Origin of the sequence: Devosia sp. Root685 (genome assembly GCF_001427875.1) — a bacterium.
GTDB lineage: Bacteria > Pseudomonadota > Alphaproteobacteria > Rhizobiales > Devosiaceae > Devosia.
Map to the genome: position 1 here is coordinate 899,091 of NZ_LMHK01000002.1, position 25,777 is coordinate 924,867.

At 62.0% G+C, this 25,777-nt stretch carries 23 protein-coding genes; 9 read left to right on the plus strand and 14 right to left on the minus strand.

Translation table 11 applies throughout. The features are described from left to right. Nucleotides 1-6: 6 nt before the first annotated feature. The 7 genes from ASD83_RS12680 to ASD83_RS12710 form a co-directional block, all read right to left on the minus strand. Nucleotides 7-1,011, minus strand: a complete 1,005-nt coding sequence (locus ASD83_RS12680; protein WP_056311375.1) for an ABC transporter ATP-binding protein — start codon at nt 1,009-1,011, stop codon at nt 7-9. Further along, the gene (locus ASD83_RS12685) at nt 995-1,984 is read right to left on the minus strand and encodes an ABC transporter ATP-binding protein (RefSeq protein WP_056311377.1); all 990 of its coding nucleotides are present in this window, start codon (nt 1,982-1,984) and stop codon (nt 995-997) included. The genes ASD83_RS12680 and ASD83_RS12685 overlap by 17 nt, the downstream gene beginning before the upstream one ends. Beyond that, nucleotides 1,981-2,793 carry an ABC transporter permease gene (locus ASD83_RS12690; RefSeq protein WP_056311379.1) on the minus strand — a complete coding sequence of 271 codons (813 nt, stop codon included), beginning with the start codon at nt 2,791-2,793 and terminating at the stop codon, nt 1,981-1,983. The genes ASD83_RS12685 and ASD83_RS12690 overlap by 4 nt, the downstream gene beginning before the upstream one ends. Next, nucleotides 2,793-3,725: an ABC transporter permease gene (locus ASD83_RS12695; RefSeq protein ID WP_056311381.1), complete on the minus strand. Its 933-nt coding sequence runs from the start codon at nt 3,723-3,725 to the stop codon at nt 2,793-2,795. The genes ASD83_RS12690 and ASD83_RS12695 overlap by 1 nt, the downstream gene beginning before the upstream one ends. Nucleotides 3,726-3,794: 69 nt before the next feature. After that, a complete protein-coding gene (locus ASD83_RS12700; protein ID WP_056311383.1) occupies nt 3,795-5,381 on the minus strand; it encodes an ABC transporter substrate-binding protein in 1,587 nt (528 codons plus the stop codon). Nucleotides 5,382-5,404: 23 nt separating this feature from the next. Next, nucleotides 5,405-6,580, minus strand: a complete 1,176-nt coding sequence (locus ASD83_RS12705; RefSeq protein ID WP_056311385.1) for an enolase C-terminal domain-like protein — start codon at nt 6,578-6,580, stop codon at nt 5,405-5,407. A gap of 11 nt (nt 6,581-6,591) precedes the next feature. Then, nucleotides 6,592-7,773: an enolase C-terminal domain-like protein gene (locus tag ASD83_RS12710; protein ID WP_056311387.1), complete on the minus strand. Its 1,182-nt coding sequence runs from the start codon at nt 7,771-7,773 to the stop codon at nt 6,592-6,594. A 162-nt stretch (nt 7,774-7,935) separates the two neighbouring features. Here ASD83_RS12710 and ASD83_RS12715 point away from each other — a divergent pair, with 162 nt between their 5' ends. Then, nucleotides 7,936-8,613: a GntR family transcriptional regulator gene (locus ASD83_RS12715; protein WP_244489165.1), complete on the plus strand. Its 678-nt coding sequence runs from the start codon at nt 7,936-7,938 to the stop codon at nt 8,611-8,613. A 33-nt stretch (nt 8,614-8,646) separates the two neighbouring features. On the opposite strand, the gene ASD83_RS12720 is transcribed toward ASD83_RS12715, so the two are convergent. From ASD83_RS12720 to ASD83_RS12730, 3 genes are all read right to left on the minus strand, one after another. Next, a complete protein-coding gene (locus tag ASD83_RS12720) occupies nt 8,647-9,735 on the minus strand; it encodes a helix-turn-helix domain-containing protein (RefSeq protein WP_082561159.1) in 1,089 nt (362 codons plus the stop codon). Between the two features lie 390 nt (nt 9,736-10,125). Further along, the gene (locus ASD83_RS12725; protein ID WP_056311392.1) at nt 10,126-11,490 is read right to left on the minus strand and encodes a metal-dependent hydrolase family protein; all 1,365 of its coding nucleotides are present in this window, start codon (nt 11,488-11,490) and stop codon (nt 10,126-10,128) included. A gap of 144 nt (nt 11,491-11,634) precedes the next feature. Then, the gene (locus tag ASD83_RS12730) at nt 11,635-12,207 is read right to left on the minus strand and encodes an SH3 domain-containing protein (protein WP_056311394.1); all 573 of its coding nucleotides are present in this window, start codon (nt 12,205-12,207) and stop codon (nt 11,635-11,637) included. A 578-nt stretch (nt 12,208-12,785) separates the two neighbouring features. Here ASD83_RS12730 and ASD83_RS12735 point away from each other — a divergent pair. The 6 genes from ASD83_RS12735 to ASD83_RS12760 all read left to right on the plus strand — a co-directional run bounded on the left by ASD83_RS12735 (nt 12,786) and on the right by ASD83_RS12760 (nt 18,677). Further along, the gene (locus ASD83_RS12735; RefSeq protein WP_056311395.1) at nt 12,786-14,222 is read left to right on the plus strand and encodes a basic amino acid/polyamine antiporter; all 1,437 of its coding nucleotides are present in this window, start codon (nt 12,786-12,788) and stop codon (nt 14,220-14,222) included. 16 nt (nt 14,223-14,238) lie between these two features. After that, the gene (locus ASD83_RS12740) at nt 14,239-15,477 is read left to right on the plus strand and encodes an arginine deiminase (protein WP_056311398.1); all 1,239 of its coding nucleotides are present in this window, start codon (nt 14,239-14,241) and stop codon (nt 15,475-15,477) included. 30 nt (nt 15,478-15,507) lie between these two features. Next, nucleotides 15,508-15,888 carry a PLDc N-terminal domain-containing protein gene (locus ASD83_RS12745; protein WP_056311400.1) on the plus strand — a complete coding sequence of 127 codons (381 nt, stop codon included), beginning with the start codon at nt 15,508-15,510 and terminating at the stop codon, nt 15,886-15,888. A 30-nt stretch (nt 15,889-15,918) separates the two neighbouring features. Then, nucleotides 15,919-16,584 (plus strand): exopolysaccharide biosynthesis protein, encoded by a 666-nt coding sequence (locus ASD83_RS12750; RefSeq protein WP_056311402.1) that lies wholly within the window; start codon nt 15,919-15,921, stop codon nt 16,582-16,584. 61 nt (nt 16,585-16,645) lie between these two features. Continuing rightward, a complete protein-coding gene (locus tag ASD83_RS12755) occupies nt 16,646-17,209 on the plus strand; it encodes a DUF308 domain-containing protein (protein ID WP_162249162.1) in 564 nt (187 codons plus the stop codon). Nucleotide 17,210: 1 nt separating this feature from the next. After that, a complete protein-coding gene (locus ASD83_RS12760) occupies nt 17,211-18,677 on the plus strand; it encodes a Na+/H+ antiporter NhaC family protein (protein ID WP_056311406.1) in 1,467 nt (488 codons plus the stop codon). On the opposite strand, the gene ASD83_RS12765 is transcribed toward ASD83_RS12760, so the two are convergent. Beyond that, nucleotides 18,674-19,708, minus strand: coding sequence for a helix-turn-helix domain-containing protein (locus ASD83_RS12765; protein ID WP_056311407.1), 1,035 nt, complete (start codon nt 19,706-19,708; stop codon nt 18,674-18,676). The genes ASD83_RS12760 and ASD83_RS12765 overlap by 4 nt on opposite strands. 17 nt (nt 19,709-19,725) lie before the next feature. Further along, nucleotides 19,726-20,199, minus strand: coding sequence for a hypothetical protein (locus tag ASD83_RS12770; RefSeq protein ID WP_156385940.1), 474 nt, complete (start codon nt 20,197-20,199; stop codon nt 19,726-19,728). A 203-nt stretch (nt 20,200-20,402) separates the two neighbouring features. On the opposite strand from ASD83_RS12770, the gene ASD83_RS12775 reads away from it, so the two are divergent. Then, the gene (locus tag ASD83_RS12775; protein ID WP_056311412.1) at nt 20,403-21,581 is read left to right on the plus strand and encodes a succinylglutamate desuccinylase/aspartoacylase family protein; all 1,179 of its coding nucleotides are present in this window, start codon (nt 20,403-20,405) and stop codon (nt 21,579-21,581) included. Nucleotides 21,582-21,644: 63 nt separating this feature from the next. Next, nucleotides 21,645-22,346 (plus strand): META domain-containing protein, encoded by a 702-nt coding sequence (locus tag ASD83_RS12780; RefSeq protein WP_056311414.1) that lies wholly within the window; start codon nt 21,645-21,647, stop codon nt 22,344-22,346. An 820-nt stretch (nt 22,347-23,166) separates the two neighbouring features. Here ASD83_RS12780 and ASD83_RS12790 read toward each other — a convergent pair. Next, complete coding sequence (locus tag ASD83_RS12790) at nt 23,167-24,324, minus strand: reverse transcriptase family protein (protein WP_056311418.1); 1,158 nt, start codon at nt 24,322-24,324, stop codon at nt 23,167-23,169. 185 nt (nt 24,325-24,509) lie between these two features. Next, on the minus strand, nt 24,510-25,769 hold the full coding sequence (locus tag ASD83_RS12795; protein WP_056311420.1) for a hypothetical protein: 1,260 nt from the start codon (nt 25,767-25,769) through the stop codon (nt 24,510-24,512). Nucleotides 25,770-25,777: the final 8 nt, after the last annotated feature.

Consider the following 25,777-nt stretch of genomic DNA (forward strand, 5'->3'; position numbering starts at 1 on the left):
AGGCTTTCAGTTCGATAGTTCCGCCAGAGGTTCGGGCGCCATTGCCTCTCCGAGACGGGATGCGATCGGCCAAGCCTGCGCAAAGTGACACGCGGCCAGATGATTGTCTGCCACCTGTGCCAGTGCCGGTTCTTCGCGCCTGCAGACGTCCTGCGCAATCGGGCAGCGCGTGTGGAAGCGACAGCCCGGAGGAATGCGGATCGGACTCGGCGGATCCCCTTGCAACAGGATACGTTTGCGGCGCTTTTGCGGATGGGAAGCGGGCACAGCCGAGAGCAGCGCCTCCGAATAGGGATGCCGTGGCGCCGAGAAGAAAGAGGCCTTGGGCGCCAGTTCGACGATCTTGCCGAGATACATCACGGCGACGCGGTCAGCGATGTGCTTCACCGTCGCCATGTCATGCGAGATGAACAGATAGGCCGTGCCTTTTTCCTCCTGCATGTCCTGGAGGATATTGATCACCTGCGAGCGCACCGACACATCGAGCGCTGAAACCGGCTCGTCGGCGACGATGAGGCGAGGCCCCAGGGCGAAGGCGCGGATAATGCCGAGGCGCTGGCGCTGCCCGCCGGAAAACTGGCGCGGCCAGTTGTCGACATGCTTGGCGCTCAACCCTACCGCCCTGAGCAGGGTTTCCGCCGTCTCGCGGCGCTGGCGCGCGCCCTTGACCATACCGTGAATCGACAGCGGTTCGGTGACGATATCGCCGGCGGTCATGCGCGGGTCGAGCGAGGAAAACGGATCCTGGAACACGAACTGGATGTCGCGGCGGATTGCCTTCAAGGCACGCTGCGACATGCGGGCCATATCCTGTCCCTCGAAGCGGATCACGCCGGCCGTCGGGTCGGTAAGGCGCAGGATCAGCCGCGACACGGTGGACTTGCCGCAGCCCGATTCCCCGACCAGCGCCAGGGTCTCGCGCTCGCCCAGCGAGAAGCTGACGCCATCGACCGCCCGGACGCTGCCGCCGAAGATTTTGCTGAGATCGGTGACTTCAAGCAGCTTGGTCATTGGCCTGCCTCCGTGCCCAGCACGCGACCGACTGATCGGCAGAGATGGGTAGCAATTGGGGAACGCTCGTGTCGCATTCCGGGCGCCGTTCGGGGCAGCGCGGATGGAAAGCGCAGCCCGAGGGCATTTCGGAAATGTGGGGCACCGCCCCCCCAATGGCCGGCAGGCGGCGCTGCTCGGGCATTTCCAGCGTCGGCGTGGCATTATGCAGGCCGATCGAATAGGGGTGCTGAGGATTGTCGAACAGGGTTCCGACCTCAGCCTTCTCCACCACCCGGCCGCCATACATGACGTTCACCCGGTCCGCGATTTCGGCCACGACGCCGAAATCGTGGGTGATGATGATGATGGCGAGGCCAAGCTCCTTCTGCTTGGCGCGCAGCAGGTCGAGGATTTGCGCCTGGATGGTGACGTCGAGCGCGGTCGTGGGCTCATCGGCGATCAGCAATTTGGGCTCGCAGGCGAGCGCCATGGCGATCATCACCCGCTGGCGCATGCCGCCGCTCATCTCGTGCGGGAAATTGTCGATGCGGCGTTGCGGATCGGGAATGCCCACCGATTCCAACTGCTCGATGGCCCGCGCCCGCGCTGCCTTGGCCGAAAGGCCCAGATGCTTGCGCAGCGGCGCGGCGATCTGATCGCCAACCCGCATGACCGGGTTGAGCGCGGTCATCGGTTCCTGAAAAATCATGGAAATGTCGTTGCCGCGCACTTGCTCAAGCTCGGCGCGCGTTGCGGTGGTCATTTCCCGGCCCTCGAACTCAATCGAGCCGGCATTGACCCGGGCCGCACCCGGCAGCAGGCGCATGGCAGCAAGCGCCGTCAGGCTCTTGCCCGAGCCCGATTCCCCAACGAGGCCCAGGCATTCGCCGCGACGCAAGGTGATATCAACGCCGCGCAGGGCCTGGATCGTGCCCTCACCGCTCCCAAAGGCGACCTGCAGATCGCGGATCGTCAGAAGATTTTCGGTCATCGCACAGCCTTGTCCGGATCGAGGCGGTCGCGCAAGGCATCCCCAAGGATGTTGAACGACAGCACGGTGAGAGTGATGGCCAGCCCGGCGAACAAGGCCGGTAGGGGCGAACCGAAAATGTTCTGCACGCCATAGCGCACGATATTGCCCCAGGACGGCGCCGGCGGCTGCGCGCCCAACCCGATAAAGCTCAACGTTGCTTCGAGGCGAATAGCCGTGCCGACCCAGAGCGTCGTCACCACCACCAAGGGGCCCGAAATATTGGGGAGCACATGGCGCAGGATGGTCGAGTAGGAGGGCCGGCCCATGGCGATTGCCGCATCGACATAGGCCTCCTGGCGCACCGCGAGGGCGGAGGCGCGGGAGAGGCGAATGAAGCTTGGGATCAGGGCAAAGGAAATAGCAATGGAAAGATTGAGGATGCCCGGCCCCAGAAGGGCCACGACGAGCACGCCGAGTAGCAGCGGATCGAAGGACATCATCATGTCGGTGGCCCTAGTGATGATGCGTTCGGCCCAGCCCCCGAAATAGGCGGCGCTGGTGCCCATCGCGATGCCGATCACAGCGGCGATCAGGGGCGAAGCGAGGCCAATAGTCATGGAGAGGCGCGAGCCCTCGAGGATGCGCGAGAACACGTCGCGCCCGAAATCGTCGGTGCCCAGCCAGTATTCGGCGCTTGGTCCTTTGTCGCGGGCGAGGAAGTTTTGCAGCAGCGGGTCATGGGGCTGGATGAAATCGCCGAAGACAACGACGATGGCCAGCAGGGTCAGGAAACCGACCGCGAGGTATAGGAAAATCCGGTCCAGCATCAGGCTGTCCTCACACGGGGATCAATGACCGCATAAAGCAGATCGGTCAGGAAATTGATGGTCACGACCAGCACCGAGAGGATGACGATACCGCCCTGGATCAGGGTGTAGTCGCGCGAGGTGACCGCGCCGACCAGTAGTTGGCCGACACCGGGACGGTTGAAGACCAGCTCGATGGCGATGGTGCCGCCCAGAGTCGCGATGATGGAGAGAGACAGATGCGTCGTCACCGGGATCAGGGCATTGCGGAAGATGTGGCGCCAGACGACGTTCTGCCGGCTCATACCGAGCGCTTCGGCGGTGCGCACATAGTCGCGGCCGGCAACATCGAGCACGGCCGTACGGGTCAGCCGGATCATGCCGAACCCCTTGAGCAGACCCAGCGTCATCGCCGGCATGACGAGATAGCGCAGATCGAGCGCGGTATCGCCGCCGCCTAAAAGCGGAAACCAGCGCAGGGTCAGGCCGAACAGCATCAGAAACAGCACGCCCAGATAGAAATCGGGCAGAGCCGAGCCGATCAGCGAACCCATGCGCGTGACATGGTCGGTGGCTTTGCCGGCGCGCATGGCCGACAGCACGCCCAGCGGGATGCCGATCACAATGCCGACAATGGTGGAGGCTATGGTCAAGGCAATCGTATAGGGCAGGTTCCGCATCATGGTCTCGGTGACCGAAGCGCGGTTGATCAGGCTCTGCCCGAGGTCGAAATTGACGAGCCCCCAGAGAAACTCGCCATATTGGACCAGGATCGGCTTATCGAGGCCTAGCGAGGCGCGCACATTGGCGATCGTCTCGGCGCTGGCGCGGTCGCCCAGCATGGCAATGACGGGGTCGCCGGGCAGCAGCCGCATGGCGAAGAAGACGAAACTGAAGACCAAAAAGGCCGTCAGGATCGCGTCAAGCGTGCGCTTGAAGACAAAGCGTAGCATTGGCGATCTCCAGGGATGAAAGGGCGGTCCGGGCCGCCAGGGAGGCAGCAGCCCGGACCGAGGCGGATGCTATTCCGTTACGCGCCGGGCGGTGGCGAACTCGTGCTGGCCGAACCCGCTGATGGGTTCGTAGCCGAGGTCGATATTGCCCTGCAGCACCGACAGGAGAGGTGCGGTCTGCAACGGAAGCACCGGTACATCGCGCAGGATCTGCAACTGCGCTTCGGTGAGGAGTTCCATCTGCTTGGCGGTGTCCGGCTCGCCCACGGCTTGGGAGACCAGGGCATCGACATTGCCGCCCAGCTCGCCATAGTGGGAGAAGTTGCGCAGAGCCGAAGGCTTGCCTACCGCGGCCGCTTCGCTGAGGAACTCGTTGATCACAGCCGGCGCCGTGGGGGCGATGGCGGTGGAAAGCTCGACAATGGTGCCCTTATCTTCGCGGATATTGGCGTGGTAACTGGCGTGATCCTGCACCTGCAGCTTCACCTCGATACCGACCTGACGCAGCATGTCCTGCACCATCAGCATGTTGGTCAGGTAGTCATCGCGCTCGGAGATGATGGCGTCGATGGCAAAGCCGTCCGGGAAGCCGGCTTCCGCCAGCAATTCCTTGGCCCGTTCGGGATTGTAGTCGTAGCGAAGATCTTCGGGGATATCTGCGGTCTGCAGCGCTCCATAGAAGCTCTCCGGCACGATGGCGGTGAGATCGCCATGCAGGATGCCAAAGGCGCCTTCCCACACATTGCGATCGACGGCATAGGCGATGGCCTGGCGCACCTTCACATTGTCGAGCGGGGGAACCTTCATGTTGAAATGGAGGAATTGCAGCGAGCCCGGCAGCATGGTGATGATCTGGGCGCCGGGCGCTTGTTGCTGGATCTGAGCCACCCATTCCGGCGTGCGTTCACCGCCCGAGCTATCGAGTTCGCCGGCGATGAAGGCGATGGTGGCGGCATTGTTGTCGGGAATGTAGCGCAGGTGCAGTTCGTCCATCGGCGGACGGCCGAGGAAATAGTCCTCATTGGCCTTGAGGATCACGCGGTCCTGCGGACGGTATTCTGCGAATTCGAACGGGCCGCTGCCCACGGGGGCGAAGCCGAACTGTTCGCCCAGTTCCTCGACAGCCTTCTGGGGAACGATGAAACGGCCGAAGCCCGGCGTCAGGGCCGAAGCATGGAAAAAGGCATTGGGATTCTTGAGGGTGAACCGCACGGTCAGCGGATCGACCACCTCGATGCTGGCGATGTCCTTGAAGCTGGCGCCGTGAACCCCGCCCAGCGCCGGGTCCATCTGCCGCTCATAGGAGAATTTGACATCCTCGGCGGACACTTCGCCATAGCCCTTCTGCCACTTCACGCCGGGGCGCAGGTGAAAGGTCCAGATCGTGTTGTCGTCCGAGATTTCCCAGCTCTCGGCCAATTGCGGCTGCAAATCGCCGATGTCCATGTCCAGCGTGCCGCGCGGCGGCGCCACCAGCGAGTTGAACACCTGCAACACGACGGTTTCGTCATCGCCGGTCTTGGTCAGTGCCGGATCGATCGAGCCGATATCACGCGCGCCGAGGCGAATGTTCATCACCTCCTGCGCCAGCGCCGTACCAGACAGGGCTGCTGCCGCTACCGCAGCCAGGATCAGCCGTTTTCCCCAATGCTTCATTTTAGTTTCTCCTCCCAGTTGGTTCATTCGATGACGATGTGATCGACGAGGTTTTTCTTGACGAAATCCCAGTCGTACTGGACGCCGAGCCCCGGTCCCTCCGGCACGGCGAAACAACCATCTGCGCCCACGGCATCGAGCGTGTCGGAATAGTCCGAGGCGTAGATGGAATTGACCATCTGGCCCCGCGAGGGGCCGACCATGGCAAGTTCGTAGAAATTGGTGTTGCGGATGGCCGCCATGCAGTGGCGATGGGCGGGGCCATTGCCGTGCAGCTCGACATCGAGACCCATGGCTTCGGCGAAGTGCGCGATCTTCATCGTGCCGGTGATGCCGATATCGAGATCGGGATCGGCGCGCACGAAGTCGGTGCCGTCGAGCAGAACCACATTGGCCATGGCCTCGACGCCGCGGACATGCTCGCCCAGGAGGATCGGCGTCTTGATGATCTCGCGCAGCCGGCGATGGGCGTGGCCTGCAAGACCGCCATCGCTATAGGGGTCTTCGTACCAGAAGAACCCGGCCTCATCGCAGGCTTTGCCGACCAGCACGGCATCCCCAAAAGTCTTGAGATGGCAGGCGCTGTCATGCATCAGCGCCATGCGCCCGCCGACCTGCTTGCCGAGCGCCAGAATGGCGTTGATGTCGTTCTCGGTGCCGCCGTCGGTCCAGCCATGCATCTTGAAGGCCCGATAGCCGAGGCCATAGCATTCCTCGGCGAAGTCGGCGAAAGCCTCGGGCGTGGCAAGCCCGCCGCCCGGCCCGGCGAACCAGGTCGAAGCATAGGCCGGCAGCCGCTTCGGCTGACCGCCAAGCATCTGCGTCACCGACGCGCCGATGCTTTTTCCGGCCAGGTCCCAGAGCGCATTGTCGATCTGGCAGGCCCCGATCCGGTCTTCCTTGCGCAGATAGCGGCGGGCAATCTCGTAGATCTGCTCGCGCCCGAAGGCATCCATGCCCAGGATCCATTTGGCGAGGAACTTGGCATGCAAGTAGGTATCCGAGCGGCCGCCGATATATTCGCCGCGAGCGCCATCGCGTGTTTCCACCGCCACGCCGAGGCGGGTGCGGGTATTACGGATGCCCGGCATGTCGATGCCGCCGGGATTAACGTCGAAGGCGACGTTTTCGATGTCCTGCTTGAAGAGAAAAAGTTCGACACGGCTGATCTGCGAGCCACGGCTGGTTGAGGTGTCCATCGGCCCCGCCCCTACTGGATCGTCAGTTTCTGAGTGGTCATCTTTTCGATGGCCTCCCAGTCGTAGGTGACGCCAAGGCCCGGCCCTTCCGGCACGGGGAAAGTGCCGTCCGGGCTGACATCGTCGAGTGCGTCGGAATAGCCGCAGGTATAGACCGGCGCGTTGAAATTGCCGCGCGATGGCCCGACCATGGAGAGTTCATAGAAATTGGTGTTTCGGATCGCGGCCATGCAGTGGCGATGAGCCGGACCGGGCGCGTGCAGTTCCACATCGAGGCCAAGCGCCTCGGCAAAATGGGCGATCTTCATCGTCCCGGTGATGCCCATGTCGAAATCGGGATCGGCGCGCACGAAATCTGTACCGTCGGCCAGTACCAGCGTGGCCATGGATTCAAGGCCGCGCACATGTTCGCCCAAGAGGAGCGGGGTCTTGATCAGTTCGCGCAGCCGGCGATGTGCATGAGCAGCGAGGCCCCCATCGCTATAGGGATCTTCATACCAGAAGAAGCCAGCCTCGTCGCAGGCGCGGCCGACCGCCAGTGCATCGGCAAAGGTCTTGAAGCTGCAAGCACTGTCATGCATCAGCGCCATGCGCCCGCCGACACGCTTGCCAAGCCCGAGAACCGCATCGATATCGCGCTGGATGCCGCCATCGGTCCAGCCATGCATCTTGAAGGCGCGATAGCCGAGATCATAGCATTCCTCGGCAAAATCGGAAAAAGCCTCAGGGGTTGCAAGACCACCGCCATCACCACCGAACCAGGTCGAGGCATAGGCCTTGACGCTCTTGCGGGCGCCGCCCAGCAATTGACTCACCGAAGCGCCAGTGCGCTGGCCGGCAAGATCCCACAGGGCGTTGTCGATCACCCCGGCACCCATGCGGTCTTCCTTGCGCAGATGGCGGCGGATGACCTCATAGGCATGTTCGCGGGCAAAGCAGTCGATGCCGATAATGGCTTTCGCGCAGGTCGCGGCCTGTGCCAGCGAATTGGCCTGGCCGCCCACATAGGCGCCCACGGCGCCATCGACGGTTTCGATGCGCACGGCAATGCGGGTACGGCTGCCCTTGGCGCCCGGAACGTCTGAACCACCAGCCCCGACCCCGATCATCGGATAGGCGAACAGGCTCAGATCGACCCGCTTGACGGCTGTCGCCTTCGATTCCGGAACGTCCCGCACAACGGCCTCAGCCATCGATCTCTCTCCCATATATCCTATATTATTTTGACGATAGGATATAGGATTTGAGTCACGAGCGAGTCAAACCTTTTTGTTGCGAGGGGAGATATTTCCTTCTGAAATGCTATAGGATAAACGAAGCACCGAAGCCGCAAAGCGGCACTGGAGTATGCTGAATTGGACAGACAACAAGGGATATCGGCGACCACGATCAAGCGCCCGCCACGGCTTGGAGACGAGGTCTACAACGCCGTCTATGCCCAGTTGATGAGCCAGAAAATCCTACCGGGCAGCAGGATTTCCATCGACAATCTCGCCCGCGAACTGGGCGTCTCGCAGACCCCGATCCGCGAGGCCCTGTCTCGGCTCGAAGCGCAGGGGCTGATCGTCAAAACACACCTGATCGGCTTCAGCGCCGCCCCGCAGGTGGACCGCGCCCGCTTCGATCAGATCTATGAAATGCGGCTACTGCTCGAACCCTTTGTGGCACGCAAGGCCGCTACCGCGATCGAGGCATCGCAACTGGCTTTGCTGCAGCGCCTCGCGGCCGAAATGCGCGGTGAAGGCGGCCGGGAGGTGGCGAGCTATTCCGAATTCGCCCAGTTGGACGGCGAATTCCACGACACGATTGCGAGGGCCTGCGGCAATGAACTGATGCGGGAGACGCTGGCGAACCTACATACCCACATCCACCTCTTCAGGCTGTTTCCCCATTCCGGCGCCACGACCAAGGCCAATTCGGAACATGCCGATCTGCTCACGGCCCTCGAGGCACACGATCCCGCTGCGGCGGAACGGGCCATGCGCAACCATGTGAAGCGTTCCTATGCGCGCTTCAGCACCTATTTCGGATAACGGCTCCGCTGCTATCAGAAAAGCAAATGGGGCTCAGCTCTGCATGCGCTTGAGAAGATCGGTCAGGTCTTTGGCATGGGGATCGGAATGCACGCGGTCGGCGATCGGCCGCGGCCGGTTGGCCCTGACATCGGAGGGACTATAGGCAAATTCCCGCCGGAAGGCGCGGCTGAATTCGGCAGCATCGTTGAAGCAGAAATCCTCCGCCACCTCGAAGATGCGCCGCCCGCCCGCGGGATCGGCAAGGACTTTGTGCGCCGCCAGCAGCCGCCGCTTTTGGATATAGTGCATGATGCCGCCCGATGCTTCAAAGAGGCGATAGAGCCGGGAGCGGGACACGCCGAGCCCGCGCAGGATGAAATTCACATCGAGCGCGGGGTTTTGCAGGTTGTCCTGCACGCATTGCCGGGCCCGTTCGAGGAGCGCGTGGTTGATCAGGGCGCCGGCTTCTTCGAGACGATCCGGCGACGGTGCGATCGCCGCCAACAGCAGCGCGCGCGTGGCGGCGACCAGTTCGGCGAGGTCGTCCTGTTGCAGCTGCGGCATGCGGCTTTCAAGGCTCAGCATATAGTCCGCGAAAATGCCGCCCATGCCGTCTTGCAAAAGGGTGAGCGAGGCGGCGTCGAGCAGGTGAGCGGTCTCGCGGCAGGTGTCGCGCGGGATATAGAGAAGGTGCGCCTTGCCCGCGGTAATTTCACCATGGAACGGGTCGCCAAGCGCGGTAAGATGCGGAATTCCCGAGACATTTTCGAGAAGAACCTTCGAATCTCCGATCGTGCAACGGCCGTTGACGAAGAGCGAAATCACCCAGTGATCGAGAGGATCGCGCTTGGTCTGCTCGGCGAGACCGGCAAAGCGCAGGCCATCGGATTCGAAGGTCTGGAACGCCATGCCGCCCAGGTCCCAGGTTCGGTGCCGACCCCGAAAATTCCTGTTGTCCTGGCTCGGTGTCAGATCGAAAGCCGCCGAATGGACAGTCCGCCAGGCATCGAACCGGTCCTCGACGGACACTTCGTTCGTCGAAAAATCGATAGGCCTCAGACCGATAAGGTCGTCCTCCGGATGATCGACCGGTGGCATTGGCTGCGGGTAGCGCGGACGAATACCGGACGCATGATACATTTCTGACCCCTCCTCCGACCCCTGGCGTCAGTGAACGCAAAGGGCAACGCATAACGGAGGGGCTGCGAGGCAGCCCATCCTTGCTTTGCGGCAGACCACAAGGGCGTACGGCAGCAAGAAATTGAGAAGGCCCAGAGGGCAGTATGACTGTGCTAAAATTTTATCCGAAATTTGCCGCCGCGCGCAATTTGCTTACCCTTAGTGGCCCAAGACAGGCAAATTGGTGATTAACAATATCATATACTATCCCGAACGCATGTGCAGTCCGTCCCAGACCTTGTCTTTCTGTTCCTATCTGGCCGGGCAATCGTCACGCTTTCACGCCTTCCGGTTAACAGACTGTGAACATCGAGAGGCGCGATAGCGGCAATTGGGTAATCTTGCGCGGAGCTAGGGCGCCTCGCCGGTGATATCCTTGTAGATCACCCCATCCTTCATGATGACGAGGAAGTTCTGCTCGGGATTACCGACCACGCTCAGGTCCTCGAGCGGATTGCCTTCCACCAGCAGCAGATCGGCATAAGCGCCTTCCTCGATAAGGCCGATGCGCCCCGGATAGGGATTGCGCTTGCCCGAAAGCAGCAGCAATTCGCCATTGGTGCCCGTGGCCATCTGCAGGGCCTCGACCGGCGTGTACCATTTGAGCAGGTTAAGCAGCATATTGTTCTGGCCGCGGGCCAGAATGGGCGAGAACAGGATGTCCGTTCCCCAGGCCGTCTTGAGATCGTACTTCTTGGCAAATTCGTAGACATTGCTGGTGCCTTCCAGCACCTCATGGAATTTTTCCATGGACGAGGGCGGCAGGCCCGCGCTCATGGCTTCGTCAAAGGGCTGGGTGCTGAGCCAGATGTCCTTTTCGAGCATGAGCTGGGCCGTCTCGTCATCGATCAGGTGCGCATGCTCGATGACTTTGACGCCCGAATTGATCGCCGTCTGCACCGCCTGGGGCGTGTAGGCATGGACCCCGACATAGGTACCCCAATTGGCCGCCGCCTCTGTCGCCGCCCTGATCTCTTCGTCGGTAAAGGTCGAGACGTCGAGCGGGCTATAGGGCGAAGCTACCCCGCCGCCGGCCGTCATTTTGATCTGGGATGCGCCCTGCATCAATTGCTCGCGGGTCCTGAGGCGCACCTCGTCGGGCGAATCCACCACCATGGCCATGCCGGCGGTTTCCATCGGCTCAAGCTCGCCGATCCGGCGCGGCAAATCTTCAAAGCCGCGGAAATCGCCGTGGCCTGAGGTCACGGTGAGCATGGCGCCGGATGGGTAGATCCGCGGCCCCGGAATAAGACCCTGATCGATGATTTTCTTGAGCCCGAAGGCCGGTCCGCCCAGATCGCGCACCGTGGTGAAGCCGCGCATCAGCGTCGCCGTCGCCTCGACCCCGGCAATGAGATGGGTATAGCCCATATCGGCGAGCCCGGTATCGGGCGTAACCCCGATCAGCATGGTGTGCCAATGCGCGTCGATCAGGCCCGGCATCAGCACCCTGCTCTCGCCATCGATCACGGTCGCGCCGTCTTCGCTGATCTCACCGGTCGAAATGCCGGCAATCTTGCCGTCCTTGACCAGAACATTGGATGGGGCGGTCAATTCGTCCGACTGCCCGTCGAAAATTCTGACATTTTCAAAGATGACTGGCGGTCTGGCTGCCTGGGCAAAGACCGCTGGCGCTGCGACCAGCAGGGCAGCGGCCGCAACGGCTGGGCCGACAAAAAACAGCGATACCAGGGATTTGGCCTTAGAGACACTCATGACCCGCAGAGCTCCTTACACTTCCAGGAGACAGAGCTTATTCGGATCAGAGGGCCCAACAATCGCACACCGTCCCAATAACCGGCCGGCCGTCCCAACTGCGGAGGCGGGCCGGACGGAGTGTCATAGGCGCCGGTAGCGCGCCTACCAGACTTTTACCGAGGCAATGGCGCCCTGCAGGTGACGGCTGACATTGGACATGTCGTCGCGGATCGAACTGCAATTGCGGAAATGGCGGGCCGTGCACAGATCGACGCTGAGCGAATGACTTTGGCTGCCGCGCAGGGCCACCGAGGCGATCCGGTTGCGCCAATTGCCCAGATCGTCATTGCCATTGCCGGGCCGCAGACAAAAACTGTCGCCGCGGAAATTGGGCCGGTCGTAAAAGCAGACGCGCGTCGGGCCGGTATCGAAGTCGGGCCAGAGCGGGGGCGGGGGCGGCGGCGCGGCGATGAGGCGCATGACATAGGACTGGGAGAGCCAGCCGGTATCGCGTCCGGCATTGACGAGACACCAGTTGCGCTCGCAGCGGACGATCGTCACCTCCTCGCCCGAGCGCACCACGCGGATCATGGCATGGTTGGTGCCCGGCCCATTGCGCAGATTGACATTGGCAACCGTGACCGCCGGGCCGAACATCTGGGCAAAGGCGGGCAGCGACAGCACCAGGACGGCAACGAGCGCTAAGGCGAGCCGGACAAGTGTCTTTATCATCATGAGACCTCCCAATCGGACGCCGAGTGGCTGCTTTTGTGCGCCAAGCCAGCGCTGCGGTGAGCAAAACTGATCGCATCGCCAAAATTCAAAATAGAAATTTGTGATTTTACTGACGGTAGCACAGACAAAATTTCGAACAACGCCACATCAACCTCGAATCTGAAAAAATGGACGGAATGCTAAGACTTTGGACGGGCGAACAAGGCGTTCAATTTTTCATTTATTGATAGAGTTATTTGCTTTTTCGCCGGTGCATGGGAGTCGATGCGAAGCGTCACCGAATTCGCGATGGCGAATTCGGTCGGGGTGGGCGAGTTAGGAGCAAGAAGAAAGGCCCCCTCACCCGGCCCTGCGGGCCGACCTCTCCCCCAAAGGGAGAGGTGGAGGGAGAGGCTTCGACCCCGCAAGCAAGCCGTCGCCTCAAATGCCAAAAGCCCAAAACCGAAAGTCACGAAGCGGGACGCCGGGCCAAGTGCGGGGACGCCGCGCCATTCTCCTCACGCCCCGGTGAAGGATAGCCTTGACGGGCTCCAAAGTGGATTTGTGTTTTGTTGGAGCCTGTTAGGGGGAGTGGCAACATGGCGGCGCCGGACAGGGGTAAACTATCGCTATTTGCGCTGACGGCGATGGTCATAGGCTCCATGGTGGGAGCCGGTATCTTCAACCTGCCGGGGCGCTTTGCGACCGCAACGGGACCCTTTGGCGCCATCATCGCCTGGGTCATTGCCGGCACTGGCATGTATATGCTGGCCCGCGTTTTCCAATCGCTGGCGACACGACGGCCCGATATCGATTCCGGCGTCTTTGCCTATGCCAAGGCCGGTTTCGGCGACTATATGGGCTTTCTTTCCGCCTTCGGCTATTGGCTCGGCTCTTGCCTCGGCAACGTCTTTTACTGGGTTCTTATAGGCTCGACGCTCGGGCGTTTCTTTCCCGAGCTTTTTGGCGATGGCAGCAGCCCGGTGGCGATCATCGTGTCGCTCCTCGGCATCTGGGCTTTCCACTTCATGATCCTGCGCGGCGTCGAACAGGCCGCCTTCATCAATACCGTCGTCACCATTGCCAAGATCGTGCCGATCGTCGTGGCGATCCTGCTCTTCGTCTTCTTTTTCAACTACACCCAGTTTTCCGAAAACTTCTTCGGCGGGCTCAATATGCCCGAAAAGAGCCTGGTGGCGCAGGTGCGCGACACCATGCTCATCACCGTCTTCGTCTTTCTCGGCATCGAAGGGGCGAGCGTCTATTCGCGCTTTGCCAAGAAGCGCGAGGATGTCGGCTCCGCCACCGTGCTCGGCTTTGTCGCCGTGACCGGCCTCATGGTCGCGGTCACGCTTTTACCTTTTGCCACCGCGCCACGCGCCGACATTGCCGGGGTGGCGAACCCCTCGCTCTCCGGGGCGCTCGAACTGGTGGTCGGGCATTGGGGCGCGGTGTTCATTTCCATCGGCGTACTGATTTCGGTGCTCGGGGCCTATCTTGCCTGGTCGCTGATCTGCGCCGAGGTGATGTTCGCCGCGGCCAAATCCGAGGACATGCCCAAAATGTTCGCGGCCCAGAACAGCAATGGCGTGCCGGCCAATGCGCTCTGGCTGACCAATATCGTGGTCTCGCTCTTTGTCATCTCGACCTATTGGTCGGCCGACGCCTTCAACTTCATGCTCGACATGACCAGCGTCACCGCACTGCTGCCCTATCTGCTGGTGGCCGGCTATGGCGTCATCGTGGCGCGTCGCGGTATCGGCTATGGGCGCGATGATGGCGATCGCGCGATGGACCAGATCATCGCATGGATCGCGGTCATCTATACGCTCTTCATGTTCGTCGCTGCGGGACTGAAATACGTCCTGCTGGTGGCCGTACTCTTCGTTCCCGGCACGCTCATTCTCTACTTCTGGGCCCGCCGGGAACGGAACGCCAAATTCTTTACCCCGGTCGAACTGATCGTCTTCGGCGTCACTGTGCTCGCAGGCGCGGCCGGAGCGATCGGTCTTTTGACCGGCACCATTACCCCCTGATCGAGGAGCGTTAAGCATGGAATCCAGTTTTGGCGTCCATTCCGAAGTCGGCCAATTGCGAAAAGTCATGGTCTGCGCGCCGGGCAAGGCGCATCAACGGCTGACCCCGTCCAATTGCGATGATCTGCTGTTCGACGATGTGCTCTGGGTCGATGTGGCCAAGCGCGACCACTTCGATTTCATGAACAAATTGCGCGAGCGCGGCGTCGATGTGGTCGAGATGCACAATCTGCTCGAAGCGACGGTGGCACTGCCCGAGGCCCGGGCCTTCATTCTCGACAATCAGATTACCCCTAACAAGGTGGGTCCCGATCTCGTCGACGATGTCCGCTCCTATCTCGATGGGCTCTCCAACCGGCAACTGGCGGAAACCCTGATCGGGGGGCTGTCGACCTTTGAATTTCCCGACTCCATCGGCGGGGAACGCATGAACCTCGTGCGCGACGCCGCGGGGGTGAACGAATATCTGCTGCCCCCGCTCCCCAACACGCTCTATACGCGCGACACCACCTGCTGGATCTATGGCGGGGTGACGCTCAACCCGCTCTATTGGCCGGCGCGGCACGAAGAAACGCTGCTCACGAGCTCGATCTACAAATTCCACCCCGACTTTGCCGGCAAGGTGAATGTCTGGTGGGGTGATCCGACAACGGAATGGGACCTCGCGACGCTCGAAGGCGGCGACGTCATGCCCATCGGCAAGGGCAATGTTCTTATTGGAATGAGCGAGCGCACCTCGCGCCAGGCGATCAGCCAACTGGCGAAAACGCTTTTTGAAAAGGGCGCGGTTGAGCGCGTCATCGTCGCCGCCATGCCAAAGCTGCGCGCCGCGATGCATCTCGATACGGTCTTTACCTTTGCCGATCGCGACTGCGTCTTGATCTATCCCGATATCGTCAATCCCATTGAATGCTTCTCCTATCGGCCGGATGGCAATGGCGGGCTGGAATTGACCAAGGACAAGGGCGGGCTCGTCGAAACCGTGCGCGAGGCGCTGGGGCTTTCTCAGATTCGCGTCGTCGAGACGGCGGGCAATGACTATACGCGCGAGCGCACCCAATGGGACAGCGGGGCAAATCTCGTCTGCGTCTCGCCCGGCGTCGTCTTTGCCTATGACCGCAACACCTATGTCAACACGCTGCTGCGCAAGGCGGGCGTGGAGGTCATCACCATTTCCGGCTCCGAACTGGGGCGCGGGCGCGGCGGCGGCCACTGCATGACCTGCCCGATCATCCGCGATGCCGTGGATTACTAAGGGTTCAACAAGCGTTATCCGAGGTGAAAAATGTCTAGCAATTTCTGGGAAGTTCTCTGGCTGATCCTCTCGACCTTCTTCCTCATCACCTATCTCATCGTGCTGTTCCAGATCGTGGTCGATCTGTTCCGGGACCGCGAGATTGGCGGCTTTGCCCGGGCCATCTGGGTGATTGCCTTGATCTTCCTGCCCATGCTGACCGCGCTTGCCTATCTCCTCACCCGCGGCGGGGGCATGGGTCAGCGGCAGATCCGGGCCAGCCAGGAGGCAAGGGCCGAGGCGGAGACCTATATCCGCAACGTTGCCGGCACTTCGCCGGCCGAACAGATCGCCCGCGCCAGTGGCCTGTTGAAGGATGGCGTGATTTCCGAGGCCGAGTTCAATACGCTCAAGGCCAAGGCGCTGGCCTGAGCCAGAGGTTTTGAGGGAGTGCGTGCCGGCATGACCGACGAAACTTTAGGGCGAGAGCACGACCCGATCATCCCGATTGTCGATGTTATCGTCGCCCAATTGCGCGAACGGGCGGGACGGCCCGATGCCGTCCTGACCTCGGCGGACCTTTTGGTCATGGTGGGGGAGCGCTCGCATGTGCTGGCCATCATGCTTTTTGCGCTGCTCAACCTCCTGCCCGGCCCGCCGGGCTATAATTTTTTGATGGCGGTCGCCATGTTCGCAGTCGCCATAGCGATGCTGCTGCGTCGCCCGATGAGTTTTGGCAGCTGGTTCGGGCGCATGCGCCTGCCGCTCAAGGTGATCCAGAAGCTGCTCGAGGCCCTGTCCGTCATCGTGCGCTGGGCCGCCAAAATTTCGGCGCCGCGCTGGCGGGTGCTGACGGGGCCGGGCGCCATGCCCTTTGTCGCCGTGATCGCCATCCTGCTCGCGCTGGTCAACATGGCCCCGGTGCCGTTCATGAATCTCATTCCCTCGGCGGGGTTGGCCGTCGTCTGCATGGGCGTTCTCAACGAGGACGGCATTGCCGTGCTGGTGGGGGTCGCCATCGGGGCCCTCGGCGCACTGGTGGCGCTCGTGGCCGTCTGGCTGATCCTCGTGCTCGTTTTTGCCTTGGGCGATATCGTCGAGCATGTGGTGGAGGGGGATATTCCCTGACGGCCGAGCTTTAAAAACCGGCCTCCGGGCCAGAGTGACAACACGGTGCAAGGAGAAAAAAATGGCGACGTCTTCCAAGCGTTGGGCAGTGACATTCAGCCTGTTGCGCGGCGCGCTTCTGCTGATCGGCGGGCTCGTCGCCGTGTTCCTCCCCGACTATGCGCTCAAAGTCGTGGTGGTGGTGGGCGGCACGGTGCTGCTGGTCGATGGTATATTGGGGGCCCTCGCGAGCCAGAACTATGGCATCGAATCGAGCTGGCCCTTCTGGCTGAGCCTCGTGCGCGGGGGTCTGGCAGCGCTGGCGGGCCTGATGCTGCTGCTCAGTCCCTTCCTTGCCGGCATGCTGACCGCGGAAATCCTCTCATGGGTGATCGGGCTCGGCGCGATTGCCGTGGGGCTCACCGAAGTCTTCATCCTCGTTCGCTATCGCAAGAATTTTCCGCCCGTCTGGACCTCGGTGGCGGGCGCCGCCATCTATATTGTGCTCGGCGCCCTGCTCATTGCCCTGCCGATGACCGGGGCGCTGCTGCTGATGCAGATCGGCGGCGGCCTCGTCGCCCTCTTCGGCCTGATCCAGATCATCCGCAGCTGGGGCGCGGCCAAGGAAAGGCTGGCGAGGGTCTGACATGGAGCCGTCCGCGCCGCCCCGAACGATCCAGGAGCCTTCGCTTTTAGACGCGCTGATTCCGCTCGTCGTGCTGGCCGTGCTGATTTCGGCGGCGGTCTATCTCTTCGGCAACGACGCCATGGCCGGACCGCTGCAGGTGGCGCTGATCTTTTCAGCGCTCACCGCCGCCCTCATCGTGCTCAAAAATGGCCATAGCTGGGAGGAGGTCGCGGCGGCCGGGCGCAAGGGCGTATCCTCGGTCGTCAGCGCCATCTTCATCCTCTTTGCCATCGGCGCGCTGATCGGCGCGTGGAACATGGCCGGCACCATCCCGACCCTGGTCTATTATGGCATCACGGTCGTCGACCCGGACTGGTTCTATCCGGCGGCGTTCCTCATCTGCGCCGCCATTTCCTTCGGTATCGGCAGTTCCTGGACCACGGCGGGGACCATCGGCGTCGGTCTTGTCGGCCTTTCCGTCATGGTGGGCGTCTCCGCCCCGATCACAGCGGGCGCCGTGATTTCCGGAGCCTATGTGGGGGAAAAAATGTCCCCGCTGTCGGAAACCGCGATCCTTGCCGCGCAACTGACGGACACGCCCATCCATACCCATTTGCGAGCCCAGGCCTGGAGCTCCGGCCCTGCCCTTCTCATCGCACTTATCGGCTTCGTCATCTTCGGCGCCTTCGATGGCACGGCCGGGGCGAGCGACGCGCTGATCGATTCCGAGCTCTCTGCGCTTTCGCAGCTTTTCCAAATCTCGCCCTGGACCTTGCTGCCGGTGGTTCTGCTCGTCGCACTCTCGATTTTGAAAGTGCCGGCATCGCTCGCCATTGCCGCCTCGGCGCTTTCCGCCGCCTTTCTGGCGCCCGTCCTCCAGTCCGAGGCGGTGCTACGCTTTATCGACGCCCCCGATCTGCCCCAGATCGTGGCGCATATAAAAGCCGGCTGGCAGGTGATGGCGACGGGTTTTGAGGCACGCTCGGGCATCGAACAAGTGGATGGCCTCCTCTCGCGCGGCGGCATGGCGAGCATGCTCCCCACCATCTGGCTCATTCTCGGAGCACTGGTCTTTGGGTCCTTGCTCGACGAATTCGGGCTGCTGCTCAAACTCGTGACCCCGCTCATCGCGCGGGCCAAAACCACCGGCGCATTGATCGCCACGGTCGTCGGCTCGGCCTTCGGGCTCAATGTCGTGGCGGGCGATCAATATGTGGCCGTGGTGCTGCCGGCGCGGATTTTCAGCGGCGAGTTCAAGAAGCGCGGGCTGGCTTCGAGCAATCTCTCCCGTGCCGTTGCCGATGGCGGCAGCGTCACCTCGCCACTGATCCCATGGAATTCCTGCGGCGCCTATATGGCGGCGGTGCTCGGCGTGCCGACGCTGGTCTATCTGCCCTTTTGCCTGTTCAACATCGCCAGCCCCCTCATGACCCTACTTATCGGGGTGACGGGCTGGCGGGTGATAAAGCTTGCCGGCAAGGCCTAGCGGAGCGACCCGACAAACTCGCCAAGACTGGGGGCCGTCAGGTTTTTAAGGCTCGGTCTGCGGGGCGCCGGCAAGTGGGTTTCGTGGCGCGCTTCGCTCGGGCTATAGCCAAAATGGCGCTTGAAGGCGCGGCTGAATTCCGAAGGCTCGAGAAAACCGCGTTCGGCGGCGATCTCGTATATCGGACGCATATCGGTGCCCGAGGAGAGAGCCCGGTGCGCATCCTGCAGCCGGGCCACTCGGATATAGTGCATGACACCGCCCAATTGCTCGAAGAGGCGATAGAGCGCTGTTCTCGACATGCCCAATTGGCGGCAGATATCCCTGACGCCGAGGCGGGGAGAAAGCAGGTTCTGGCGGATGAACAGCTTGGCGCGCTCCATCTGTGTCGCCTGCAGGGCCGGCATGGCCTCGGCCAGCGTATCCCTGCCCGGCGCTGTGCAGGCAACGAGCATGGCCCGCGTGGCCGCCACGACGGCGGGCAGATGTTCGGGGCCGAGCTGCGGCAATTGCCGCGCCAGCGAATGCAGATAATCGGCCAGAAGGCCGCCAAGCTGGGAAGCGACGTGCCGTTCGTGGAGGACATCGAGCCCCCGCGCCCCGGCCGGACAGAAATCGCGCGGCACCACCAGGGCGACCGCATCGAAATCGGTGGTCCAACCGGCACTGACGCGGTGCATGGACCGTACATAACAGAGCCCGGCGCCGGCCTTGTTCCCGGCCTCCGAACTCATGACACCACGCTTTGGCGCGACCAGAAGCCAGTGATCCACCGAATCCGCCCGGAGGCGCGGGGTATCGCGACGAAAATCGAGGGCGGGCATGACCGTATGGGTCAAGGCCAAGGCCCCCAGATCCCAGGCGAGCGACTGGGCCGGAAAACCCTTGTCGCGTGGACTGCGTGGTTCCATGGCCACCAGCGGTCGCATGATCGAGAGCCAGGCTTCGAACTGATGTTCCGCCTCCACCGCGGCGGTAGAAAACGCGTAATTGGGAATGCTGGTGGCAGGACTATCGATCGCTTCGGTCATCGTGCCCCCCGGCCGTCCTAGATCCGCGTTGCCGTGAAATTTCGGCGGGAAACGCCGGGAACGGTAGGATGATAGGTGCAGCGCAGCGTTCTGATGCGGGGGGTATCGCCGACGATGACGCGGCCGAGATTGCCCAGGAACCCGAGCGGGCGGCAATCGACCGAGGCTGCTTCCCAGGCTTGCCGGCGACCGCAGGAGGTGCGGTGCAGGTCCATGAAAATATCGCGCCCCGAAGTGTGCCAGTCCATGCGGCCATCGCAACTGGTGCCGCCCCCCCGGACCTGGAAGGAACCGCGCCGATCGAAACAGAAGGTCACCCGATAGGGACCGAAGAGCGTTTCATTGGCGCGGAAGCAGCCATTGACCGACACCCCGCCGGGATGATCAGGAACCATGACGAGGGGCGCAATATCCTGCGCCACCGTCGCAGAGCCGCAACCCGCAACTAATATGGCAGCTGCAAAAAGTAGTTTTAAATTAAAGCTTTTCATCAGAGCGCCCTCCTCCAAATGGTGAGCAGCCATTCCTGCTCATGCCAATCTTAGCCAATGGGCGGGGTGCTTTTGATGTGCATGGCGTCCCACCGCTTTACTCCCCGTCCCTATTTGCAAAGCCGCCCCGGGCGATGCTTTCCCGCGCCCGCATTCTTGGATTAGCTAAAACCGTGTCGCGGTTTTTAAAGAGGAGAGAGTGCATGACGAGGGATCACGAAGAGGGTTTTGATCGCCGCGATTTCATGATCGCGTCCATTGGGGCCGTTGGCGCTGCGGCCGCCTTGATGTCGGGTCCGGCTTTGGCCCAGGATGCTGCTACGCCCAAAGCCGAAGGCGGCACGATTTTTACCGGCGATATCATCAGCGGCAAGCAGGTGATTTCGGCGCTCGACATCGAGACGCTCGAGCCGGGCCGGCATTTTTTCTATTTTCAGGGCGTGCAGATGCCCACCGGGCAGCATTGGTATGTTTCGGTCGCCGTGATCAAGGGGGAAAAGCCCGGCAAGCGGCTTGGCCTGATCAGCGGCGTGCACGGGGACGAAATGAGCCCCATTCACACCATCCAGACCGTGCTGGCTGCACTCGATCCGGCAGAAATGTCGGGCAGCGTGCTGGCCGTTTTCGACCTGTCGCGGCCGGCGATCGAAGACATGACCCGCCGCTGGCACAATTCGGCGCGCGGCATGGACCTGATCGACCTCAACCGCCTGTTTCCGGGCAATGAAAATGCCCCGGACGCGCCGGTGCGCCATGCTGCGCTCGTCTTCAACCGTTTGCTGGTCAACAATCTCGACTATGCCATCGACTTCCACACCGCCGCCACCGGCATGGACGCCACCGCTTTCCACCTCGCGCGCATGGACCTGCCCGAAGTCCGCGCCATGGCCGAGCTTTATCCGATCGACCATATTTTCGATAACATTGCCTATCCCGGCCTTCTGACCAACGCCCTGATCGATGTCGGCATTCCCGCCTTCACCCCGGAAATCGGCCGCCCACGCATTTTCGACTACGAGATGATCCCGCGCTTTGTGGAAGGCACGATGAACGTGCTGAAGCTCCAGGGTATCATCGCCGGAGAGATCGGACGGACGGGGCAGGATAGCGGGGTTGTCGTCGGCGACGCCATGTCGCCCGTCATCACCACCCATGGCGGCTTCGTCGAATTGCTGGTCGACCTGAAGGAGGCGGTCGAGGCGGGGCAGAAGGTGGCGATCCAGCGCAATACTTTTGGCGAAATCGTCGCTGAATACACTGCGGCCCATAGCGGCGAGGTGCTGGCCCGCCGCACCGACGCCACCTGCGAGGAAGGGATGATTATTCTTTCTTTCCTCTTCGACAGCGCGACGCCCGAAGGCGGCGACCAGATCGTCGAATGATCCCAGGGGCCGGGCTCTGTCCGGCCCCGGTTTCCATCCATCTGATTTTCGGGAGTTTCATCCATGACGAACGGATTTCATCATTTTTTCGGAGCCGGCTTGCTGTTTGCTCTGGCGCCGCTGCTGTTGACCGGCGCGGCCGAGGCCGCCAACTGGACCGCGCGCGGCAATGAGCCGGGCTGGCAAGTCGAGATGAGCGACACCGCGATCAGCTTTTCCACCATGGAGGGCGAAGCCTTTGTCATCGAGCCCGTGCCGGAGCCGGTGCGCGCCGAGAGTATCGAGGTCTATTCCGGTGCGGCCGGCGACAAGACGGTGACGCTGGTGGCCATCGACAAGATGTGTACCGATACGATGTCCGGCATGCCCTTTCCCAAGGCCGTGGTGGTGACATCGGGCGAACGGGCGCTTGTCGGTTGCGGCGGCGATCCCCTGAGCCTGCTGGCCGGGGACTGGAAGGCCGAGGAGATCGACGCAAAGCCGGTTATCGCCAAATCAGAAACCTCGCTTGCCTTCGATCTCGACGGCAGCATGCATGGCAATGCCTCATGCAACCGCTTCTTTGGCGGTTTTACGCTAACCGGCGAGGGACTGACCCTGTCGCCCGGCGGCTCGACCATGATGGCCTGCGACGCCGGGCTGATGGAACAGGAACAACGCTTTCTGGCCGCCCTCGAAAAGATCGTCCGTTTTGAAAGCCCATCCGATGGCAGGCTGCAGCTGGTGGATGCCGAGGGCAATACGGTTCTCGCCCTCAGGCGGTAGGATTTGATTGGATGTTCACAACCGGAAATGATCGGGGAGCAATGGCTCCCGATCGCTAAGAAGCGGCAGCCTTGCGCTTCTGGCGCCAAGGCGCATTTGCTTCCCAGTCTAATCCGTGTTTGCCGGAGCAGCCAGAGCATCAGTGATGCCGGGCGCAGGCTGTTCGCCATTTCGCGCCTTGAGAAGGTCAAAGCCAATGATGCTGACCGGCTACGCAAATACCTGGCGCGGTTTGACCTGACTTTTGCGGCGCTCAGCGCGACAACCCTGCCAACAGGATAGCCACCAGCGTTTCTTGCAGCGGCTATTCATGGACGTCGGCAATACGCGTGTCCGGCCCGTGAAAGACTGCGACGCGCTGGTCCCAGTTTAAGGGGCTTGTCATTTTAACACCGCGACGAAATTCAGGTTAAGATTGCAACGCAGGAGTACTTTTCAGCCTAAGACTGCGGTTACAGATTAGGTGATGGAAATTCAAACACTTAAGGCTTTTCGATCCAGGTAGCCGAGTATTGACGGGGCGGAACCTTGGAAGTTCACCCTGTGAAAGACGCCGCGCCGGTAAAACGGCGTGACGGCTGTCTGGGGCGCTTGACCGGCCGCTGTCGGCTCCGGTTCAGGTTCGCAGGGATTCGAACACGGCAAGAAGGGGGCGATAGCCGACCATCAGCTTTGGTCAGATTTCCATGGAAAGCATTACATATAGCGGAGAGAGAGGGACTCTCACGCTAAGTTTCAAAACGCCAGCAAAACATGGGTTTTTGACCGAGCTTTCAGACCGTTGTGTACCAGTCGCGTGTCCGAGTGAATCGCCCGTCGCCTAGCGTGGCCATGCAACGGCATTCAGCTTGGAAAGACACTCGTCGCCGTAGTCCCGTTCGATCTGGCGGGCGAACATCGCCAGGCCGAAGACATGGTTCTTCATGCCGCTGATCGAGTCGAATCCTCGCGCCGCCGCATGAACGGCTATGTCCGCGCCGGGCACGCACAGGTAGTGCAGATGCCGCCTCATGTTCGCCCGGAAGTCCCTGGGAAGCCTTGGCTCGTCGCCGTCCACCAGCAGTCCGAGTACGACCTTGCGCGCCCCCGGCGACGCGACACGCGTCTTGGTTGCATTGGGAGACAGACCGAACTCGCCCATCTTGGCGTAGACCTTGCCGATCACCGCGGCGCAGCGGTCCCGGCCGAACTTCGCGTCTTGGCTGGAAAGCGCGATGTCGTCGGCGTACCGCGTGAAGGCAAGATCATTGGCGTCGGCAAGCTCCTGGATCGCTTCGTCGAACAGCCGGACCGCCAGGTTGGCGAGCATGGGACTTGTCGGGGCTCCTTGGGGAAGGTGCCCCATCCTGCGCCTCGAATAGACCTCGATGGTCGACCTTTCCCGTGTCAGCAGCCAACGCGGGCGCGACCTATAATGGGTAGTGGTGCCGAGGCGTGTACATAGCCTCGCCATCTCCATGCACACGAGTGGTTGGTAGCCGAGCGAACGGAAGACGCGGTAGACCGCGGTCTCGTTGATCGACTCGAAGAAATTGCTGACGTCCAGTTTGATCAGCCACCGCGCCCCGCAGTGGGGTCGCGCGGCCTCGACGAGCTTGTCGCCCTTGGAGAAAGCAACGCTGGCGCCATGGGGCCGGATTCGGGCCAGTATCCGCTGTGCGATCCAGCGCTGCGCCCGCATGAGTCCCGGTTCGGGCACTGCAATGACCCTGAAGCGCTTTTCGCCGTCATGCGCCGGCTTCTTCCTGATACGAAAGAGGCGGTAATGTTCGTTCTGCGACCTCATCGCGATGCCCCGCATCATGAGGTAGTCGGACCGGGTGAGCGCTGCCAGATGCCGAAGCGTCAGCACCGGCGGCAGGTCAGGGTCGACCGAGGTCACCAGACGTGCGGTCCTGATCGCGTTTGCGGTGACGGCGGGATCGAGACCTGCCCTCTCTGCGTCGCGCTTGAATTGCTGAGGGTTCCACCGAGTCATCTACTTAGACACCGAAAAGGTGAGACATCTCCCGCATCGAGGAAGGCTACGCCCTGCGCCGCCGTCAGGCGGACGATGTGGGAGATGCCTTGGCCTCAAGCGCGAGCTAGACCAAAGAGCTGCAGAATCTGCGCCCCGAGCAAACAGCACGGCGGCTGGATGCAGGTGCCGGCGGGGGGCCGGCATCAACTAGAACGTCCGAATGGAACCCTCAACGAGGTCGGATGATATGGTATCTCCTTGTCGTCGGGAAGGGCAGTATATACGGGCGCCGGTCCTCGGGCGTGATCCAACTCGGCGCGGCCTACATCGGTGAGCCTGTACTGGTCCGTGATCCAGCCGTGGCCCAAGGCGACCGCCAGCGCCTTGCGCACATCGAAGATCGTCAGACCGGTCTTCCCGGAGATGACCCGCTCGGTCCGCGGCGGACGGGACAGGGCAGCCATAACTGCCAACCAGGCCCGGGCCTTCGGGGGCGCGTTCTCCAGCCAGGGCGAAGAGGCGAGCCGGGATTGGCGCATGTCCAGCAACCGTGTCCTGACCGTCTCCACGTCGGTCTCGTCCGACACGAAGGTGTCGCGGGTGTCCGCAGTCACCCTCTTTCGGAACAAGGGGGCCCACTGCGATGACGAACCGTGGAGGATCGCCGGCGCGTTGTTCGGCACGCCGTGGGCGAAAGCGACAAGCGCGCCGACGCCTCCGTACCCCAATGGATCGCCGGACCCAGGATTGTACTTCGTGCAGAGACTCTTCAGCCGGTGCTTCCGCGCCATCGGCATGTCGGTGACGGAAACGCATTCCGAGACTACCGACACCAAAGGACTGGACACGTGCCCCTCGACCCGCTCCCGTCCCCCTTTGGTCGAGGCATAGGCGACGACCTCGAAGCCCATGCCCTTGACCGACCGGCTCGACCACCAACTCCTCACGGACCGGACGCGCCATGCCGCCCCGAGATACCGCATGACCCGGTCGCCGCTACCGATGAAGTCCGTGACCAGTACGAAGCGCCTGATCGAATGCTCGCGGATCAGGTTGGGCCCAGGATGGTCATATACCTGCACCGGATAAGACTTGCAGATCTCGGATACCATTTGCGCCACGATACCTTCGCTGCCGACAGCGGGCTTCCAGGGGAGCTCGGGGCGGACAGGTTGAGGACCGACACCGTGTGCGCGCCGAGGTGGTGAAGCTTCCTCTTTGAAAAGCCTGTGCGGTACGCCCTTGCGCTTCGGCACCTCCCTTTCGGCATAAAGTCCGATCGGCCCGTCACCCTCTGCCAAACGGCCCAGGATCAGACCGAGTAGCCGTTCGGCGAACGCGTCGCGGGTGACCAATCCCATATGTCCCAGGAGTTCGATCGCATCCGGCTGGTCCTCGGGTGCGAACTGCCCCAGCCATGCCAGTGTAGCGTCGGCTTTCAAGAACGCGGCGTTTCTCGCCATTCTGCTTT